Origin of the sequence: Pseudomonas plecoglossicida NBRC 103162 = DSM 15088, from assembly GCF_000730665.1 — a bacterium.
Taxonomy (GTDB): Bacteria; Pseudomonadota; Gammaproteobacteria; order Pseudomonadales; family Pseudomonadaceae; genus Aquipseudomonas; species Aquipseudomonas plecoglossicida.
Genome location: NZ_BBIV01000002.1, coordinates 248,733 through 267,824, shown reverse-complemented (window position 1 = coordinate 267,824; position 19,092 = coordinate 248,733). Strand labels below are relative to the sequence as shown.

The following is a 19,092-nucleotide window of genomic DNA, read 5'->3' as shown; positions in this document are numbered from 1 at the left end:
ACCCTGTGGCCCCACACGGTCATTTTCCGTAAAAGCTTTCTCCCCAGCCCAGCAGGTTCTGCAACAGATCTCGCAATACCACTCGGGTCGGCTCCGCCAGATCCTCACGATAGGCAAATGGCGCGGCTTCATCCATATAAGTGCACTGGGCCAATTCCAGTTGCACCGCATGGATGTGGTTCTGCGGGTTTCCGTAATGCCGGGTGATGTGCCCACCTTTGAAGCGCCCGTTCAGCACATGGCTGAACGGGGTCGCCTTGGCGCAGACGCCCTTCAGTCTATCCGCCAGTCGCGGATCACAACTGGCGCCATTGAAGGTTCCCAGGTTGAAATCCGGCAGCTTGCCGTCGAACAGGTGGGGAATGCACCCGCGGATCGAGTGGGCGTCCCACAGCAGCGCATAGCCGAACTGCTCGCGCAGGCGCTGCAGCTCGTTGCGCAGGGTATCGTGGTACGGCCGCCAGATCTGCTCCAGGTAGGTGGCACGCTCTTGCGCCGAGGGCGCTTTGCCTTCCTTGAACAGTGGCTCGCCCTCGAACAGCGTGGCCGGGAACAGCCCGGTGGTCGCCCCGACATACAACGGCTGGTCGTCTTCCGGACGGTTCAGGTCGATGACGAAACGCGAGTACTCCGCCGCCACCACGCTGGCTCCCAGTTCCTGGGCGAAATCGTACAGGCGCGGGATATGCCAATCGGTATCGGGCAAGCTTTGTGCCGCCTCTACCAGGCCGTCGCGCACGGCGGGGGTCAGTTTCAGCCCCGCGTGGGGCATGCTGATCAGCAGGGGCAAATGGCCCCGGTGGAAACTCAGTACCTTGTCCATCTGGCCTCTCTCAATTGGAAATCTCGCTGCCCTTGCGCACCACGCGCTTGGGCAGGTCGCCGCCCAGCCAGTAGGCCAGGTCGGCGGGGCGTTCGATCTGCCAGGCGACGAAGTCCGCCACCTTGCCGGCTTCGAGCGAACCATGGCTGTCGCCAAGGCCCAGCGCGGTGGCGGCATACAGGGTGACACCGGCCAACGCTTCTTCCGGGGTCATGCGGAACAAGGTGCAACCCATGTTCAGCATCAGCCGCAACGACAGGCCAGGTGAAGTGCCGGGGTTGAGGTCGCTGGCCAGGGCGATCTTCACGCCATGGCGGCGCAAGGCGTCCATCGGTGGCAACTGGGTTTCGCGCAAGAAATAGAAGGCGCCCGGCAGCAGCACCGCGACAGTGCCGGCCCTGGCCATGGCGATGGCATCTTCCTCGGTCATGAATTCCAGGTGGTCGGCAGACAGCGCCTGATAACGCGCCGCCAGGCTGGAGCCGTGCAACGACGAAAGCTGTTCGGCGTGCAGCTTGACCGGCAGCGCCAGTTCACGCGCCTTGACGAACAGCCGCTCGACCTGCGCCGGGGAGAATGCCAGGTGCTCGCAGAAGGCATCGACCGCATCCACCAGCCCTTCGTCGGCCAGGGCCGGGAGCATTTCGTCGCAGATGTGCGCGATATAGTCGTCCGAGCGGCCGGCGTACTCCGGTGGCAAGGCATGCGCGGCGAGGCAGGTGGCGCGTACTGCCACCGGCAACTCGTCAGCCAGGCGCCGGGCCACGCGCAGCATCTTTCTTTCGTTGGCCAGGTCCAGGCCATAGCCGGACTTGATCTCGATCGTGGTCACGCCATCGCGCATCAGCGCCTGCATGCGCTGGCGGGCGCTGGCGAACAGTTCGTCCTCGCTGGCGGCGCGGGTGGCGCGCACAGTGCTGGCGATGCCGCCGCCCTGGGCGGCGATCTCGGCATAACTCACGCCCTGCAGGCGCTGCTCGAACTCGCCGCTGCGGTTACCGCCGAACACCGCGTGGGTGTGGCAGTCGATCAGGCCTGGGGTGACCCAGGCGCCATGCAGGTCGACCGTGCGGGCGATGTCCAGCGCCGGCAGGTCGGCACGCGGGCCGATCCATTCGATCAGGCCGGCGTTGCTGACGATGGCGGCGTCCTCGATGACCGAGTAGCTGCCTTGGGCCATGGTTGCCGCGTGGCAGTGCTGCCAGAGGGTTCTCATACACAAACTCCGATGTTCAATCACTCATGCCGGGCGAGGCGAGGCTCCCACATCTTGCTCCTACAGGCTTGGTAGCACGCCGGCCGGCATCAGCGCAGTCAGCTTGCCTTCGGCCAGCAAGTCGCTGGCAACCTCGATATCCGGCGAGAAGAAGCGGTCGCGGTCATAGTGCGGCACTTCGCGGCGCAGCACCTGGCGCGCCTGCTCCAGCTTCGCGGAGGTTTTCAGCCCTTCGCGCAGGTCCAGGCCCTGGCAGGCGCCGAGCCATTCGATGGCCAGCACGCCACGGGTATTCTCGGCCATCTCCCACAAGCGCTTGCCGGCGGCCGGGGCCATCGACACGTGATCTTCCTGGTTGGCCGAGGTCGGCAGGCTGTCGACGCTGTGCGGGTGCGACAGGGCCTTGTTCTCGCTGGCCAGCGCCGCCGCGGTGACCTGAGCGATCATGAAGCCGGAGTTGACTCCGCCGTTTTCCACCAGGAACGGCGGCAACTGCGACATGTGCTTGTCCATCATCAGCGAGATGCGCCGCTCGCTCAGCGCGCCGATCTCGGCGATGGCCAGGGCCAGGTTGTCGGCGGCCATGGCCACAGGTTCAGCATGGAAGTTGCCGCCCGACACCACGTCACCCTCGGCGGCGAATACCAGCGGGTTGTCCGACACCGCGTTGGACTCGATGGCCAGCACCTCGGCCGCCTGGCGCAGCTGGGTCAGGCAGGCGCCCATGACCTGGGGCTGGCAGCGCAACGAGTACGGGTCCTGGACCTTGCCGCAGTTCTTGTGCGACTGGGAGATCTCGCTGGACTCGCCCAGCAGGTCGCGAAAGCACGCCGCCGTATCGATCTGGCCCAGCTGGCCGCGGGCGGCATGGATGCGCGCATCGAACGGCGAGCGCGAGCCCAGCACCGCTTCGACGGTCAGGCCGCCACAGGCGATGGCGGCAGCGAACAGATCTTCGGCCTGGAACAGGCCACGCAGGGCGTAGGCCGTGGAAGCCTGGGTGCCGTTGAGCAGCGCCAGGCCCTCCTTGGCTGCCAGGGTCAGCGGCTCGAGGCCGGCCACGGCCAGGGCTTCGCTGGCCGGCAGCCATTGGCCACGGTAGCGCGCCTTGCCTTCGCCGAGCAGCACCAGCGACATGTGCGCCAGGGGCGCCAGGTCACCGGAAGCCCCCACCGAGCCTTTGAGCGGAATGTGCGGGTAGACCTCGGCATTGACCAGGGCGATCAGCGCATCGATGACCTTGCGGCGGATGCCGGAAAAACCACGGCTGAGGCTGTTGATCTTCAGCACCATGATCAGTCGCACCATGGCGTCGTCCAGTGGCGCGCCGATACCGGCGGCGTGGGACAGCACCAGCGAACGCTGCAGGTTCTCCAGGTCGTGACTGGCAATGCGGGTCGAGGCCAGCAGGCCGAAGCCGGTGTTGATGCCATAGGCCGTGCGGTCTTCGGCGATGATCCGCTCGACGCAGGCAACGCTGGCGTCGATGGCCGCGCCGGCGCTGGCATCCAGGCTCAACTGCACAGACGCCAGATGAATACGGCGCAGCTGGGCCAGGGTCAGGCGACCGGGAACGAGGTTCAAAGCTTCCATGTTCAGACTCCTTTGCGTGTTCAGTGCAGTGCCGGCAGCACGGGCTGCGGCCCTTGAGACGTTTTCAGAAGCGCGGCGGCGCGGGCGATATCGGGGGCCAGCCAACGGTCTTCCAGGTAGGCCGGCACCTGCTCGCGCAGCAGGCGCCAGGCGGCATCGGTGCCTGCACCGAAGCGCTGCTCCTTGAGGAATTCGAAGGCCTGGGCGGCCAGCAGGTATTCGATGGCCAGTACCTGGGTGCAGTTTTCCAGCACCTGGTGCAGCTTGAGCGCGGCATTGGTGCCCAGGCTCAGGTGGTCTTCCTGCAGGCCCGAGGTCACGAAATTGTCGAGTACCGCCGGCTGCGCCAGCTGGCGGTTCTGCGCGCACAGCGAAGCCGCGACGTACTGGGCGATCATCATCCCCGAGTTGACCCCGGGGTTGCTGACCAGGAAGGCCGGCAGGCCACTGACGTGCGGGTTGACCAGGCGGTCCAGGCGGCGCTCGGCGATCGAGCCGATCTCGGCCATGGCGATCGCCAGCAGGTCGGCGGCCATGGCCACCGACTGCCCATGGGGGTTGGCCTGGGATACCACCCGGAAGTCGTCCGGGGTGCCCAGCAACAGCGGGTTGTCGTTGGCGCCATTGAGTTCCGCCTCGATCTGCCGGGCGGCGTGGGCCAACTGGTCACGGGCGGCGCCGTGAACCTGGGGGATGGAGCGGATGCTCAGGGCGTCCTGGGTGCGGATGCCTTTGCTGGTGGCGATCACTTCGCTGTCAGCGAGCAAGGCGCGCAGGTTCTCGCCCACCACCTGCATGCCCGGGTGCGGCTTGAGCGCGATGATGTCCGGGTCGAAGGCGGCGATCTGCCCGCGCAGGGCCTCGAAGCTCATGGCGCCGATCACGTCGGCCCATTGCAGCAGGCGACTGGCATCGTCCAGCGCCAGGCTGGAAAGGCCGGTCATGCACGGCGTGCCGTTGACCAGGCACAGGCCATCCTTGGCGCCCAGCTGCACCGCTGCCAGGCCTTCGCCGGCCAGCGCTTCGGCGGCCTCGACGATGTGCCCGCGGTAGCTGACCTTGCCGATGCCCAACAGGCACACGCCGACGTGGGCCATGTGGGTCAGGTAGCCGACCGAGCCCTGGGATGGTACTTGTGGCGTGATGCCGTGGTTGAGCAGCGCCAGCAATGCCTCGACCACACGGCGATGGATGCCGGACTTGCCGTGGCTGTAGTTGGCGATGGCGGCGCAGATGATCGCCCTGGCCTGCTCATCGGGCAGCGCCGGGCCGACGCCACAGGCGTGGCTCAGCAGCGTGTTGCGCGACAGCGCCGCGAGCTGTTCGCCCTGCAGCGAGACATTGCACAGCGCGCCGAGCCCGGTGTTGACGCCATAGGCGCGCTCGCCGCTTTCGACGATATGACGCACGATGGCCTGGGCATTGTCGATGCGCGCCCAGACCTGCGGCGCCAGTTCCAGGCGCGCGCCATGGCGGGCCACGGCGGCGATGTCCTGCCAGCGCAGTGCGGCGCCGGTGAAGACCACGGTTGCAACTTGCGACATGGCGCTCCTCATACCGCGACCGCGCGGCGCTGGACGAAGCGGTCGACGTACTCGTCGGCCGGGTTGTGAAGGATCTGCTGCGGCGTGCCGACCTGGATCAGGCGACCGTCCTTGAGAATGGCGATGCGGTTGCCGATGCGCACCGCTTCGTCCAGGTCATGGGTGATGAACACGATGGTCTTGTGCAGGGTCTTCTGCAGCTCCAGCAGCTGGTCCTGCATTTCGGCGCGGATCAGCGGGTCGAGGGCGCTGAACGCCTCGTCCATGAGGATGATGTCGGTGTCCGCCGCCAGCGCACGGGCCAGGCCCACGCGTTGGCGCATGCCGCCCGACAGCTGGTGCGGGTACTTCTTCTCGTAGCCCTTCAGGCCCACGGTCTCGATCCACTGCATGGCACGCTCGGCACACAGCTGCTTGCTCTCGCCGCGCACTTTCAGGCCATAGCCGACGTTGTCCAGCACGTTGCGATGCGGCAGCAGGCCGAAGCTCTGGAACACCATGCTGATCTTGCGCCGGCGGAATTCGCGCAAGGCCTCCATGTCGTACTGCAGGATGTCTTCGCCATCGACCAGGATCTGCCCGCTGGTGGGGTCGATCAGGCGGTTGAAGTGGCGCACCAGGGTCGACTTGCCGGAGCCGGACAGGCCCATGATGACGAAGATTTCGCCGCTGCCGATGGACAGCGACAGGTCGTTGACCCCGACCACGCAACCGGTCTGCGCCAGCACCTGCTCCTTGCCCTGCTGGTTGCGGATCATCTGCAGGGCTTCGTCGGCACGGTCGCCGAAGATCTTGAAGACGTTCTTCACTTCGATCTTGCTGATCGCCTGCGTGCTCATTTGCTCACCTCATGGCGTGGCCGGCCATAGGCCTGGGTAATGCGGTCGATCACCACCGCGAGAATGACAATGGCCAGGCCCGCTTCGAGACCGCGACCGACGTTGAGGGTCTGGATACCGACCAGCACATCCTCGCCCAGGCCACGGGCACCGATCATCGAGGCGATCACCACCATCGACAGGGCCATCATGGTGGTCTGGTTGATGCCGGCCATGATGCTCGGCAACGCCAGTGGCAGCTGCACGCCGAACAGTTGCTGCCAACGATTGGCGCCGAAGGCGTTGATCGCCTCCATCACTTCACCGTCGACCTGGCGGATCCCCAGGTCGGTCAGGCGGATCAGCGGCGGCGCGGCATAGATCACCGTGGCGAAGATCGCCGGCACCTTGCCCAGGCCGAACAGCATCAGCACCGGGATCAGGTACACGAAGCTGGGCATGGTCTGCATGATGTCCAGCAGCGGCATCAGCACGGCGCGCAGGCGGTTGCTGCGGGCCGAGAGGATGCCCAGCGGGATGCCCACCAGCACCGAGATCAGCGTCGCCACCAGCATCAGTGCCAGGGTCTGCATGAGCTTGTCCCACAGGCCGACGGCACCGACCAGGAACAGCAGCCCGGTGATGACCAGAGTCGGCAGGATGCGCCGGGTGGCGTGCCAGGCGATCACCGCCACCACACCGAGCATCAGCCACCACGGGGTGGCGCGCAGCGCGCCTTCGAGGCTGACGATGGCCCACAGCAGGGTGTCGGAGATGTGCCGGAACACATCGCCGTAGTTGGTGACCAGGGCGTCGACCCAGCCGTTGACCCAGTCGGCGATGGAGAATGTCAGGTTGTCAGGAAACATAGGTTCCACTCATCGGCTGTGGACGCTCAAAGCGCCGCGTTGATCTTCTTGGCAGCGTCTTCGCTGACCCAGGCCTGCCAGACTTCAGGATGTTCCTTGAGGAACGCCTTGGCCAGTGCGGGCGACTCGATCCGCTCCTTGGTCATGCGCGCCAGGTTCTGGTTCAGCAGGTCGATCGGCAGGTTGACCTTCTCCAGCACCGCGACCAGTTCGGGGGCTTGTTCGTGGAACGCCTTGGACAGACCGACCTTGATCGACACCGACTTGTCCACACCCTCCTTCTCCTGCAGCTTGACCAGGTCGACCTGGCCCATCAGCGGGGTTGGGGTCCAGTAGTAGAACAGGATAGGCTCGCCGCGCTTGTAGCTCGACAGGACGGCGGCATCCAGCGCCGGGCCGGTGCCGGGGCGGAAGTTGGTGTAGCTGCTTTCAAGGTTGTAGTCCTTGAGCATCTTGCTGTTGTCCAGCTCGCAGGTCCAACCGGCCGGGCAGTTGTAGAAGCGGCCTTTGCTCGGCTCTTCCTGATCCTTGAACACGCTGGCGTACTGGGCCAGGTCGGCCACGTTCTTGAGGTTCGGCGCCTTGGCTTCGAGCTTGCGCTTGGCGTCGCCCTCGATCACATAGCGGGGCACGTACCAGCCTTCTTCGGCGCCCACCACCGGTGCACCGACGCCAACCACCTTGCCGGCGGCCTCGGCCTTCTTCCAGACCTCGCTGCGGCCAACCCACTCTTCGGCGAACACCTGGATGTCGTTGGTGCCCAGGGCGTTCTCCATGGTGATGGAGTTGCCGGGCAGGCTATCGGTTTCGCAGCCGTAGCCGTTCTTCAATACGAATTGCATCACGTCGGTCAGCAGCATGCCGCTTTCCCAGTTCAGCCCGGCGAACTTCACCGGCTTGCCCGACTCGCACCATCCAGCCGCCTGGCTGGTGCCGGCAACGCCGAGCAGGCCAAGGGTGAACAGCGAGGCAAGCAAGGTCTTGTTGGTTTTCATTGCGTGACGCTCCCAAACTTGAAAGTGGAAATCGGCAGTCCTTGCAAGGAAAAGGGCCGACTCGGGGCCGCTTTGCGGCCCTATCGCGGATGAATCCGCTCCTACAGGGTTCAGCGCTGTCCATGTAGGAGCGGGTTTACCCGCGATGGGCTGCGCAGCAGCCCCAAGGGCCTGTCAGCCAGTAATCATCGGCAGGTTCAACCCCTGCTCTTTGGCGCAATCAATCGCAATCTGATAACCCGCATCGGCATGACGCATCACCCCGGTGGCCGGGTCGTTGGTCAGCACGCGGGCGATACGCTCGGCCGCCTCATCGGTACCGTCGCACACAATCACCATGCCAGAGTGCTGCGAGAAGCCCATACCGACGCCGCCGCCGTGGTGCAGGGACACCCAGGTAGCGCCGCTGGCGGTGTTCAGCAGGGCATTGAGCAGCGGCCAGTCGGACACGGCATCCGACCCGTCCTGCATGGCTTCGGTTTCACGGTTGGGGCTGGATACCGAGCCCGAGTCGAGGTGGTCGCGGCCGATCACGATCGGTGCCGACAGCTCGCCGCTGCGTACCATCTCGTTGAACGCCAGGCCCAGCTTGGCGCGCAGGCCCAGGCCAACCCAGCAGATACGCGCCGGCAGGCCCTGGAAGCTGATGCGCTCGCGGGCCATGTCCAGCCAGCGGTGCAGGTGGGCGTCGTCCGGGATCAGTTCCTTGACCTTGGCGTCGGTCTTGTAGATGTCTTCGGCGTCGCCCGACAGCGCAGCCCAGCGGAACGGGCCGATACCGCGGCAGAACAGCGGGCGGATATAGGCCGGCACGAAGCCTGGGAAGTCGAAGGCATTGGTCACGCCCTCTTCCTTGGCCATCTGGCGGATGTTGTTGCCGTAGTCGAAGGTCGGCACGCCCTGTTTCTGGAAGTCCAGCATGGCTTGCACGTGCACGGCCATGGACTGCTTGGCGGCCTTGACCACGGCAGCCGGCTCGGTCTGCGCACGGTCGCGGTACTGCTCCCAGGTCCAGCCGGCTGGCAGGTAGCCGTTGAGCGGGTCGTGGGCGCTGGTCTGGTCGGTGACCATGTCCGGGCGCACGCCACGCTTGACCAGTTCCGGCAGGATCTCGGCGGCGTTGCCGTGCAGGGCGATGGAGATGGCCTTGCCTTCGGCGGTGTACTTGGCAATGCGCGCCAGGGCGTCGTCGAGGTCGGTGGCCTGCTCGTCGACGTAGCGGGTTTCCAGACGGAAGTCGATGCGGCTCTGCTGGCATTCGATGTTCAGCGAGCAGGCGCCGGCCAGGGTCGCGGCCAGGGGCTGGGCGCCGCCCATGCCGCCGAGGCCGGCAGTCAACACCCACTTGCCCTTGAGGCTGCCGCCGTAGTGCTGGCGTCCGGCCTCGACGAAGGTTTCATAGGTGCCCTGGACGATGCCCTGGCTGCCGATGTAGATCCAGCTGCCGGCGGTCATCTGGCCATACATGGCCAGGCCTTTGGCGTCCAGTTCGTTGAAGTGTTCCCAGTTGGCCCAGTGCGGCACCAGGTTGGAGTTGGCGATCAGCACGCGCGGGGCGTTGGCGTGGGTCTTGAACACGCCGACCGGCTTGCCCGACTGCACCAGCAGGGTTTCGTCGTCGTTGAGGTTGGTCAGGCTCTCGACGATCTTGTCGTAGCAGGCCCAGTTGCGCGCAGCACGGCCGATGCCGCCGTAGACCACCAGTTCTTTCGGGTTCTCGGCGACCTGTGGGTCGAGGTTGTTCATCAGCATGCGCAGCGGCGCTTCGGTCAGCCAGCTTTTGGCCGTCAGCTTGTTGCCACGCGGGGCGCGGATCTCGACGTCACGGAATTTGTTCAGTTTGTTGTCAGTCACGAAAAGTGCTCCTCGGGTGCGTACAGCGCGAATGGGGACGGCCTATCCACTTTCGCGCACTTGGCTTTACTTGTACATACAAGCATATGCAATTGAATTGCCAAGTGAGGCCCCTGGAGGACATCGAGCATCGGGAGAGAGGGTTGCAAGCCAGGAAAACCGGGGGATCGAAGGGGTAGGAAAAAATCTTCGGGCGCTGGGGGGAAGATTGCTTGAGGTTGGACGGCATTGCGCCATCCTGGGGCGTTCGGTAACAGGATGCTTCGTTTGGAAGCGTTACCGGGTAACCTTTGTGGTGGCTTTACTGGCCCTATCGCCGGCAAGCCGGCTCCCACATCGATCATTGTGGGAGCCGGCTTGCCGGCGATAGGGCCAGTCAGATCACCAGGAAAGCTGGGTCAGCTCGATCACGCAGCAGCGCCCCAGCACATCCACCTCCAGCAACCGATCATTACCATTCAACTGCAGGCAGTCATACAGCCCCAGCGTCTGCACCTGACCCTCGATGGTCACCTGCAGCTCTGCCTGCGCACTGAACACCAGCACCGTGCTGGCCGCACTGAACAAGCGGCTGCCACCATTGAACCACTGCAACCGCGCCCGGTATCGCGCAGGCGCGTAGATCAGGTTGAAGTCGCGAATCGCTCCGCCCAGCAGGGCGCAACTCACCTGGCTTTCACCACTGAAGGCATAGGCATCGAAGGGCAGCAGCGGCCTGCCTTGCTTGCCGTCCACGGTCAACTGCATGCCATCGCCCTGCAGCACGGTGATGATCCGCTGATAACCGGGGAAACTGGAGAACCCGCCAGACGCCTCGATATCGGCGATGGACAGCCGCCAGCCGAAGCCGTCCAGGCCATCGCCGGCATCGCGGGTGATCTCTTCGCTGAACCCACCGCCGTTCTTCCACGGCATGCGCGGGTAGTCTTTGGCACGCAAGCACTGCAACTGGCTCATTTACTGAAACGTCCTTCAAGGCGATGACGGGAACCGGGGTGGATCAAACGCGCAGCGGTCACCGGCTGGCGACCGGACCAGGTGCGCCGGCGGATCAGCAGGCACGGCTCGCCGCGCTCGATCTGCAACAGCTTGCACTCGTCGGGCTCGGCGAGAATGGCCTCGACCACGTGCTCGCCCTCGGTCAGCGGGGCCACCTGGGACAGGTAGGCATAGGGCGTCTGGCGGGTGAAATCCTGCTTGAGATAGTCCGGGGCGATCTGCGCGTTGACGTAGCGGTCTTCGATCTGCACCGGCACGCCGTTCTCGAAGTGCACGATCAGCGAGTGGAACACCCGCTGGCCTTCGCGCATGTCCAGGGCCAGGGCACGCTCGGAACCGGCCGGTTCCTCGGCCAGGACAATGACCTGGCAGCTGTGCTGGTGGCCGCGCGCGGCGATCTCGTCGGCGATGTTGTTGACCTCGAACAGCGCGGAGCGGGTCTTGGGTTCGGCAACGAAGGTGCCCACCCCCTGCATGCGCACCAGCAGCCCTTCGGCGGTGAGTTCGCGCAGGGCGCGGTTGATGGTCATGCGGCTGAAGCCCAGCTCGCTGACCAGCTCGCTCTCGGAAGGCACCCGGTGGTGCGGCGGCCAGCTGCCATTTTCGATCTGCTGGACGATCATCTGCTTGACCCGGGCATACAGCGGCGCCGGGCCCTCGCCCATCTGGGCTACCAGCGCGGAGACAGGAGGAGTCGGCACGGCGTTTGATCCTTGTGCGAATTGATTGACGGTAGCTTGCCGGAGTTTACCCGGCAGGCAAACGGCTGTATATGTATATACAAGTCGAACAATAACAGGATAGCGCAATGCCCGCCTACTTTGCCGAACGTGCCCTCCTGCCCAGCGGTTGGGCCAACGATGTCCGCCTCGAAGTCGCTGCCGATGGCCGGCTGGCTGCAATCGAAACCGATGCCAGCGCCGAAGGCGCCGAGCGGCTGGGGGGGCCATTGCTGCCTGGCATGCCCAACCTGCACTCGCATGCCTTCCAGCGGGCCATGGCGGGCCTGGCGGAAGTGGCGGGCAACCCCAACGACAGCTTCTGGACCTGGCGCGAGCTGATGTACCGGCTGGTCGGCAAGGTGACCCCGGAACAACTGCAGGTCATTGCCCGACAGCTCTATATCGAGATGCTCAAGGCCGGCTACACCTCGGTGGCCGAGTTCCACTACGTGCACCACGACCAGGCGGGCAAGGCCTATGCCGACCCTGCCGAACTGTCCCGCCGTATCAGTGCTGCCGCCGCCAGCAGCGGCATCGGCCTGACCTTGCTGCCGGTGCTGTACAGCCATGCCGGCTTCGGCGGGCAGGCGCCCAACGACGGGCAGCGGCGCTTCATCAATTCCACCGAACAGTACCTGCGCCTGCAGGCCCGACTGGCCCCCCTGCTGGCCGCACAACCGGCGCAGCAGCTAGGCCTGTGCTTCCACTCGCTGCGCGCGGTGACACCCGGGCAGATTGCCGAAGTGCTGGCCGCCGGCGACCGGCAGTGCCCGATCCACATTCATATCGCCGAACAGCAGAAGGAAGTCGACGACTGCCTGGCCTGGAGCGGGCTGCGCCCGCTGCAGTGGCTGTACCAGCATGTCGATGTGGATTCGCGCTGGTGCCTGGTGCACGCCACCCATGCCGACCACCACGAGGTTGCCGCCATGGCCCGCAGCGGCGCCGTCGCAGGCCTGTGCCTGACCACCGAGGCCAACCTTGGCGACGGTATTTTCCCGGCAGTGGACTACCTGGCCCAGGGCGGACGGATGGGTATCGGGTCCGACAGCCATGTGTCATTGAGCGTGGTCGAGGAATTGCGCTGGCTGGAATATGGCCAGCGCCTGCGGGACCAGCGGCGCAATCGTCTGTATCGCGAAGACCAGCCGATGGTCGGGCGCACGCTGTATGACGCGGCGCTGTCTGGTGGCGCACAGGCGCTTGGGCATCCGGTGGGCGAGCTGGCGGTCGGCAAGCGTGCCGACTGGCTGGTACTGGACGGTCAGGATCCGTACATCGCCATGGCCCAGGGCGATGCGGTTCTCAATCGCTGGCTGTTCGCAGGCAGCAATCGCCAGGTGCGCGATGTGATGGTCAATGGGCAGTGGGTGGTGCGCCAGGGGCGGCATGCGCAGGAAGAGGACAGTGCGCGGGCGTTTGTCGAGGTATTGCGTCAGTTGCTGGGTTAGTGGGGAGTCTGCACTGGCCCTATCGCTGGCAAGCCGGCGATAGGGCTCTTGCAGACTGCATCAATGCATCTGCACGATCTGGGTGTCCGGCGTACGCCAGATCAGCCGGCTGGTGTCATAGCCTTGCTGGCGCGCCTTGGACAACAGGTTCTCGCGCTCCCAGGCAGGCAGCGTCGGCGTGCGCGAAAGAATCCACAGGTACTTGCGATCCGGGCTGCCGACGATGGCCGTGCGGTAGCGGTCGTCCACGTACAGAATCCAGTACTCGCCCCGGGTCAGGCCCGGCACCAGCCGGGTGAACCAGTTGTCGAACTCCACCCACAGCCTGTCGGTGTGCCCCGGCTCCTGGATATTGGCGTGCCCCTCGGCGCGCAACCATTCATCGCCCAGGGTACGGCAGCGGTTGAGCACGCCATACGAGCCATCGGGCTTGAGGTTGTAGTGCGCTTCCGATTGGGCGCATTCGCTCTGGTACGGCATCGGCAGGCGCGCCAGCTCGTACCATTTGCCCTGGTAGCGCTTGAGGTCGACATTGCCGGCCGTCTTCGGCACCAGCGGGTCGTTGGCCGAGGTGGCGCAACCACCCAGCAGCATGACCAGGCACATTCCCAGCAGCAGGTGCACACGCGTCATTTGAGGCCCTGCCCTGAATACATCAACACCTTGTCTGCGGCGTACTGAACGCTGATGAAGCTCTTCTCGTCCCCCCAGGTACAACTGCTCATGCCCAGCGCGCCGGAGCATTCGGCGGGGGTGCCGAGCAAGTGCTCGACCTCGGCCTTGTTCATACCGGCCTTGAGCTTGGAATAGTTTTCCTGATTGATCTTGCTGCACGCAGTCAGGACGACGCACAAGGACAACAGGGCGAGGGAACGCAACGACATGAAGGAACACTCCTGAAAGGTGGGTGCAGGCGAGTGGCCTGCAGTGACCTTCGACGGGAAAATCCCTCCCTGGTTCCCTGCCACCCCCCCTTTCGTTCTACGCCGTTGGTCGGTTGGAACTGCGCAAACGATTAATGTTTCTGCGCAGACGGACGACACAGCTAGCGGCTGTGGCGCATTGCCGCAGCCTCCCCTCCGACGTGCCTTGTGCAGACCGCAAAAAAAAATGACCAAGAACCTGAAGTTCAGCCACAAGATCCTGCTGGCCGCCGCCCTCGTGGTGGCCGTTGCCTTCACCTGTTTCGTCCTGTTCAACGATTACCGACAGCGCCAGTCCCTGCGCAGCGATACGCAAAATACCCTGCAAGAGCTGGGCGGCCTCACGGCCGGCACCATCCGCAACTGGCTCGACAGCCGCATCCAGCTGCTCGACTCGCTGGCTCAGCAGATCGCCATCGATGGCCCCGGCAAGACCAGCCTCGACCGCAGCCTGGCACTGCCCGTCTACGCCAGCAATTTCCAGCTCACCTATTTCGGCGGCCAGGACGGCAGCATGCAGTCGGTGCCGGTGGGCAACCGCGCCGCAGACTACGACCCCCGCGTACGCGGCTGGTACAAGGCCGCCAGCGCTGGCACGGGCACCATCGTGACCGAACCCTACATCTCGGCGTCCGCCGGCAAGCGGGTGATCACCCTGGCCACGCCGGTCCGGCAAGCGGGCCGGCTGGTTGGCGTCAGCGGCGCCGACACCGACCTGCAGACCATCAGCAACCTACCGCTCGACCTGATGCTCAAGGTCGGTGCAGGCACGCAAGGTGCTCTGCAGGTTCTGCACCCCTTCCTGATTCAGCGTATTGATCTCGGTGATGTCGACATTGATCTAGGGAGTTTCAGGATCTAAGAAAGCTGGGGCCGCTATGCGGCCCTATCGCGACACAAGGCCGCTCCTACAGGGATCGGTGTAGGAGCGGCCTTGTGTCGCGATAGGCCTGCGCAGCAGGCCCATCACCTCAGAACCTGGACCCAGGCTCCAGCAAAAAGTCCATCTCTTCACTGGTGCTGGGCCTGTTCAGCATCAGGTTGCGATGCGGGAAGCGCCCGAACCGGGCGATCACCCGCTGGTGCTGCTCGGCATAGTCGAGGAAGCCTTCGAACAACCGGCGGTTGCCGTCAGGCTGCTCGTCCAGCAGGATCTGGTAACGCTCGACACTCAGGTTCTGCCAGTCCAGCACCTCGGCATGCTCCAGCACCAGCAGCACGAATACCCGCTGGATCGGCAGCAGCTGGTAGTCCCAGCCCTTCTGCAAGCCTTGCATGGCCACCACCTGGGCACGCCGGTCGCCTTCGAAGGCGCGCGGCGTGTCGCGGTGGATCATGCGCGGCAGCTGATCCAGCAGGATCAGCAGGCCGAGCCAGCCCTGCGGGCTCTGCTGCCACTCGTCGAGCCCGCCCGCCAGGGCATGCTCGACCAGGTCGCCAAACAACGCCTGGGCTTCGGCATCGTGATGCTTGCCGAACCACAGCGTGCTCTTCTCGTCAGCCACGGCCTGGGCACTGTTGCCCCAACCGAACCACCATTCCAGCAACGGCTGCCAAGGTGCGAGCATGGGTTACTCCTTGTGGTAGGCGGTCACGCGCTCGACCTCTTCCTTCGAGCCGAGAATCACCGACACGCGTTGGTGCAGGCTCTCGGGCTTGATGTCGAGGATGCGATCGTAACCGTTGGTGGAGGCGCCGCCGGCCTGTTCGATGATGAACGACATCGGGTTGGCTTCGTACATCAGGCGCAGCTTGCCCGGCTTGCTCGGCTCGCGAGCGTCGCGCGGGTACATGAACAGGCCGCCACGGGTCAGGATGCGGTGCACGTCAGCCACCATCGAGGCGATCCAGCGCATGTTGTAGTTCTTCTTCAGCGGCCCGGTCTCACCGGCCAGCAGCTCGCCCACGTAGCGCTGCACCGGGGCTTCCCAGTGGCGCTGGTTGGACATGTTGATGGCGAATTCGGCGGTGGTTTCCGGTACGCGGATGTTCTCGTGGGTCAGTACGAAGCTGCCCAGTTCGCGGTCCAGGGTGAAGCCCTTGACGCCGTTGCCCAGGGTCAGGATCAGCATGGTCTGCGGGCCGTAGATGGCATAACCGGCGGCGACCTGCTCGGTACCTGGCTGGAGGAAGGCGTTTTCGTTGAGGGTTTCGTTCTGGCTCAGGTACTCGTTAGGGCAACGCAGGACCGAGAAGATGGTGCCGACCGAGACGTTGACGTCGATGTTCGACGAACCGTCCAGCGGGTCGAACACCAGCAGGTAGGCGCCTTTCGGGTACTTGCCCGGGATCTGGTAGGCGTTGTCCATTTCCTCGGACGCCATGCCGGCCAGGTGGCCGCCCCACTCGTTGGCTTCGAGCAGGATGTCGTTGGAAATCACGTCGAGCTTCTTCTGCACTTCGCCCTGCACGTTTTCGGTGCCCATGCTGCCCAGCACGCCGCCCAGGGCGCCCTTGGAGACATGGTGGCTGATTTCCTTGCACGCACGCGCCACCACTTCGATCAGGAAGCGCAGATCGGCAGGGGTATTGTTGCTGCGGGTCTGCTCAATCAGATAGCGACTCAGGGTAACGCGGGACATGTATGGCTCCGAAAGGATGGGAAAAAAACCCCCGCAGTTTACAGGGAGTGTTGCAAGCTAGCGAGCGGTGAGACTCGCCTGGGCTGTCAGACGGCACAATAGGTCGGGAGTTCAGCGCTCGCCAGGCCGACGGTCAGTTGGGGCTGCTGCGCGGCCCCGCTGCTCAATCCAACGCCTTCCAGATCTCGGTGGCATATTCACGAATGGTCCGGTCCGAAGAGAACCAGCCCATCCTCGCCGTGTTCAGCACCGCCATGCGCCACCACTCCTGCGGCGTATGCCACAGCTCCTCGACCCTGCGCTGGGCGTCCCAATACGCGTCGAAATCCGCACAGACCAGGAACCGATCGTAGGCCACCAGGCCATCGACCAGCCCCGCGTAACGCCCCGGATCGTCAGACGAGAATACCCCACTGCGGATCGCCTGCAGCACATCGTTCAACCGGTGGGAGCTGGCAATCGCGGCGCTGGCGCCAAAATCGTTGGCCCGTTTGCGCGCCTCGACCTGCTGCGCGGTCAGGCCGAATATGAACATGTTGTCCGCGCCCACGTGCTCGCACATCTCGACGTTGGCGCCGTCGAGGGTACCGATGGTCAGCGCGCCGTTGAGGCCGAACTTCATGTTGCTGGTACCCGACGCCTCGTAGCCGGCGGTGGATATCTGCTCCGAAAGGTCCGCCGCCGGGATGATGCTCTCGGCCAGGCTGACGTTGTAGTTGGGCAGGAACACCACCTTGAGCAGGCCGCGCACGGTCGGGTCGTTGTTGACCACACGGGCGATGTCGTTGGTCAGCTTGATGATCAGCTTGGCCTGGTGATAGCTCGCCGCCGCCTTGCCAGCGAAAATCTTCACCCGCGGCACCCAGTCGGTGCCAGGGTCGTTGCGTATCGCCTGGTACAGGGCAACGGTATGCAGAAGATTGAGCAACTGACGCTTGTACTCGTGGATCCGCTTGACCTGCACATCGAACAGCGCTTCAGGATTGACCGTGACCCCTATTCGGTCCTGGATGATGCTGGCCAGCGCGCGCTTGCTGTGCAGGCGCTGGGCGGCGAAGGCCTTGCGGAAGCTGCCTTTGTCGGCGAACGGCACCAGGTCGGCCAGACGGCCTTGCGGGTCGTCCAGCAGCTCCGGGCCCACGGCCTCCACCAGCATCGCCGTCAGCTGCGGGTTGGACTGGTAGAGCCAGCGGCGGAAGGTGATGCCGTTGGTCTTGTTGTTGATGCGTTGCGGGTAAAGCTTGTGAAGTTCGGCGAACACTGTGCTTTTCATCAGCTTGCTGTGCAGCGCCGACACGCCGTTGACACTGTGCGAACCGAGAAACGCCAGGTTGCCCATGCGCACCCGGCGGCCGCCTTCCTCCTCGATCAGCGATACCGCACGCAGCACGTCGAAATCGTGCAGGCCCTTGGCGCGCAGGCCATCGATATGGAAGGCGTTGATCAGGTAGATGATCTGCATGTGCCGCGGCAGCATGCGCTCCATCAGCGCCACCGGCCAGGTCTCCAGCGCTTCAGGCAGCAGGGTGTGATTGGTGTAGGCGAGCGTGCCGACGGTCAGCTCCCAGGCTTTTTCCCACGGGACTTCATGCTGGTCGACCAGCAACCGCATCAGTTCGGCCACGGCGATCGAGGGGTGGGTGTCGTTGAGCTGGATGGCCGCTGCATCGGGCAGGTTGAGCAGGTCCTTGTGCATGTTCAGGTGCCGGCGCAGCAGGTCTTGCAACGAGGCGGAGACGAAGAAGTACTCCTGGCGCAAGCGCAACTCCTGCCCCGCTTCGGTGCTGTCCGCTGGATACAGCACTCGCGAGATGCTCTCGGCCCGCGCCACTTCCGCTACGGCACCCAGATGGTCGCCGGCATTGAAGCGTTCCAGGTGCAGTTCTTCCAGCGCGCGTGCGCGCCACAGCCGCAGGGTGTTGACGCTGGCGCCACGCCAGCCGACCACCGGCGTGTCATAGGCCACCGCCCGCACGGTCTCGCCGGGCGTCCACACCTGGCGCTGCGTGCCATCGGCATCGTGCACCGTTTCGACGCTGCCGCCGAAGCTGATCGGGTAGATCACTTCCGCCCGCTCGAACTCCCAGGGGTTGCCGAAGTCCAGCCAGTTCTCGGTCTGCTCTTGCTGCCAGCCATCGACAACCGCCTGGCGGAACAGGCCGTGCTCATAGCGGATGCCATAGCCGTGGGCCGCGATGCCGAGGGTCGACATGCTTTCCATGAAGCATGCCGCCAACCGGCCCAGACCGCCATTGCCCAGCGCCGCGTCCGGTTCGAGCAGGCGGATGCGCTCCAGGTCCACCTCCAGCCCTTCGAGCGCCTCGCGAGCAACGTCCAGAATGCCCAGGTTGCTCAGGCTGTCGTAGAGCAGCCGGCCAATGAGAAATTCCAGGGAGAGGTAGTAGACCCGTTTCTGGCTGCGCCGATAGGCCCGACGGGTGTGGTCCATCCAGTGGTCGACCATGTGGTCGCGTGCGGCCAGGGCGATGGCTTCGAACCAGTCGTGGTCGAAAGCGTGCTTGGGGTCCTTGCCGACCGCGTAGGTCAGCTTGTCCAGTACAGCGGCGCGAAATTCGGCCACCTCGGCGTCACGTGCTTTGGGTTCCTGAGACATGCGGCATCCTCGGGCAAGTTGACGAAAGCGGAGGGAGAGCGTTCAGACTAGACCCTTCGACAGAGAGTGATGGAGACGGTTCGCAGTTT

Annotated in this window: 16 protein-coding genes and 2 pseudogenes; 2 read left to right on the top strand and 16 right to left on the bottom strand. The window is 64.7% G+C overall.

The genetic code is table 11. The features are described 5' to 3' along the window. Positions 1 to 19: 19 nt before the first annotated feature. The 10 genes from hutG to hutC form a co-directional block, all read right to left on the bottom strand. On the bottom strand, positions 20 to 823 hold the full coding sequence (hutG, locus tag PPL01S_RS01285) for an N-formylglutamate deformylase (protein WP_016395374.1): 804 nt from the start codon (positions 821 to 823) through the stop codon (positions 20 to 22). A gap of 10 nt (positions 824 to 833) precedes the next feature. After that, complete coding sequence (hutI, locus tag PPL01S_RS01280) at positions 834 to 2,039, bottom strand: imidazolonepropionase (RefSeq protein ID WP_016395375.1); 1,206 nt, start codon at positions 2,037 to 2,039, stop codon at positions 834 to 836. Between the two features lie 60 nt (positions 2,040 to 2,099). After that, positions 2,100 to 3,632, bottom strand: coding sequence for a histidine ammonia-lyase (hutH, locus tag PPL01S_RS01275; protein ID WP_016395376.1), 1,533 nt, complete (start codon positions 3,630 to 3,632; stop codon positions 2,100 to 2,102). A gap of 20 nt (positions 3,633 to 3,652) precedes the next feature. Continuing rightward, complete coding sequence (locus PPL01S_RS01270) at positions 3,653 to 5,176, bottom strand: HAL/PAL/TAL family ammonia-lyase (RefSeq protein WP_016395377.1); 1,524 nt, start codon at positions 5,174 to 5,176, stop codon at positions 3,653 to 3,655. A gap of 8 nt (positions 5,177 to 5,184) precedes the next feature. Beyond that, positions 5,185 to 6,015 carry a quaternary amine ABC transporter ATP-binding protein gene (locus PPL01S_RS01265; protein WP_016395378.1) on the bottom strand — a complete coding sequence of 277 codons (831 nt, stop codon included), beginning with the start codon at positions 6,013 to 6,015 and terminating at the stop codon, positions 5,185 to 5,187. Then, positions 6,012 to 6,863, bottom strand: coding sequence for an ABC transporter permease (locus PPL01S_RS01260; protein ID WP_016395379.1), 852 nt, complete (start codon positions 6,861 to 6,863; stop codon positions 6,012 to 6,014). Before PPL01S_RS01260 ends, PPL01S_RS01265 begins: the two co-directional genes overlap by 4 nt. Before the next feature lie 26 nt (positions 6,864 to 6,889). Continuing rightward, positions 6,890 to 7,858, bottom strand: a complete 969-nt coding sequence (locus tag PPL01S_RS01255; protein WP_016395380.1) for an ABC transporter substrate-binding protein — start codon at positions 7,856 to 7,858, stop codon at positions 6,890 to 6,892. A 174-nt stretch (positions 7,859 to 8,032) separates the two neighbouring features. Beyond that, complete coding sequence (gene hutU, locus PPL01S_RS01250) at positions 8,033 to 9,712, bottom strand: urocanate hydratase (protein WP_016395381.1); 1,680 nt, start codon at positions 9,710 to 9,712, stop codon at positions 8,033 to 8,035. A gap of 381 nt (positions 9,713 to 10,093) precedes the next feature. Beyond that, on the bottom strand, positions 10,094 to 10,669 hold the full coding sequence (locus tag PPL01S_RS01245; RefSeq protein ID WP_016395382.1) for a HutD/Ves family protein: 576 nt from the start codon (positions 10,667 to 10,669) through the stop codon (positions 10,094 to 10,096). Beyond that, entirely contained in the window at positions 10,666 to 11,376 is a 711-nt protein-coding gene (hutC, locus tag PPL01S_RS01240; protein ID WP_171817241.1) for a histidine utilization transcriptional repressor HutC, read from the bottom strand. Before hutC ends, PPL01S_RS01245 begins: the two co-directional genes overlap by 4 nt. Positions 11,377 to 11,519: 143 nt before the next feature. Here hutC and PPL01S_RS01235 point away from each other — a divergent pair, with 143 nt between their 5' ends. After that, a complete protein-coding gene (locus PPL01S_RS01235; RefSeq protein ID WP_016395384.1) occupies positions 11,520 to 12,884 on the top strand; it encodes a formimidoylglutamate deiminase in 1,365 nt (454 codons plus the stop codon). Positions 12,885 to 12,944: 60 nt separating this feature from the next. On the opposite strand, the gene PPL01S_RS01230 is transcribed toward PPL01S_RS01235, so the two are convergent. Together PPL01S_RS01230 and bamE are read right to left on the bottom strand one after the other, a co-directional pair. Then, positions 12,945 to 13,517, bottom strand: a complete 573-nt coding sequence (locus PPL01S_RS01230) for a lipocalin family protein (protein WP_016395385.1) — start codon at positions 13,515 to 13,517, stop codon at positions 12,945 to 12,947. After that, positions 13,514 to 13,768: an outer membrane protein assembly factor BamE domain-containing protein gene (gene bamE / locus PPL01S_RS01225; RefSeq protein WP_016395386.1), complete on the bottom strand. Its 255-nt coding sequence runs from the start codon at positions 13,766 to 13,768 to the stop codon at positions 13,514 to 13,516. The genes PPL01S_RS01230 and bamE overlap by 4 nt, the downstream gene beginning before the upstream one ends. 226 nt (positions 13,769 to 13,994) lie before the next feature. Between bamE and PPL01S_RS01220 the strand changes: the two are divergent. After that, positions 13,995 to 14,537 (top strand): annotated as a pseudogene (locus tag PPL01S_RS01220) (cache domain-containing protein); the annotation flags it as partial. Between the two features lie 3 nt (positions 14,538 to 14,540). Here the strand turns inward: PPL01S_RS01220 and PPL01S_RS25935 are convergent. The 4 genes and pseudogenes from PPL01S_RS25935 to PPL01S_RS01205 all read right to left on the bottom strand — a co-directional run. After that, a pseudogene (locus PPL01S_RS25935) lies at positions 14,541 to 14,648 on the bottom strand (hypothetical protein); the annotation flags it as partial. 130 nt (positions 14,649 to 14,778) lie between these two features. Further along, entirely contained in the window at positions 14,779 to 15,375 is a 597-nt protein-coding gene (locus PPL01S_RS01215; protein WP_016395388.1) for a DUF924 family protein, read from the bottom strand. A 3-nt stretch (positions 15,376 to 15,378) separates the two neighbouring features. Next, positions 15,379 to 16,389 carry a class 1 fructose-bisphosphatase gene (locus PPL01S_RS01210; protein ID WP_016395389.1) on the bottom strand — a complete coding sequence of 337 codons (1,011 nt, stop codon included), beginning with the start codon at positions 16,387 to 16,389 and terminating at the stop codon, positions 15,379 to 15,381. Between the two features lie 163 nt (positions 16,390 to 16,552). Further along, entirely contained in the window at positions 16,553 to 19,003 is a 2,451-nt protein-coding gene (locus PPL01S_RS01205) for a glycogen/starch/alpha-glucan phosphorylase (RefSeq protein WP_016395390.1), read from the bottom strand. Positions 19,004 to 19,092 lie beyond the last annotated feature (89 nt).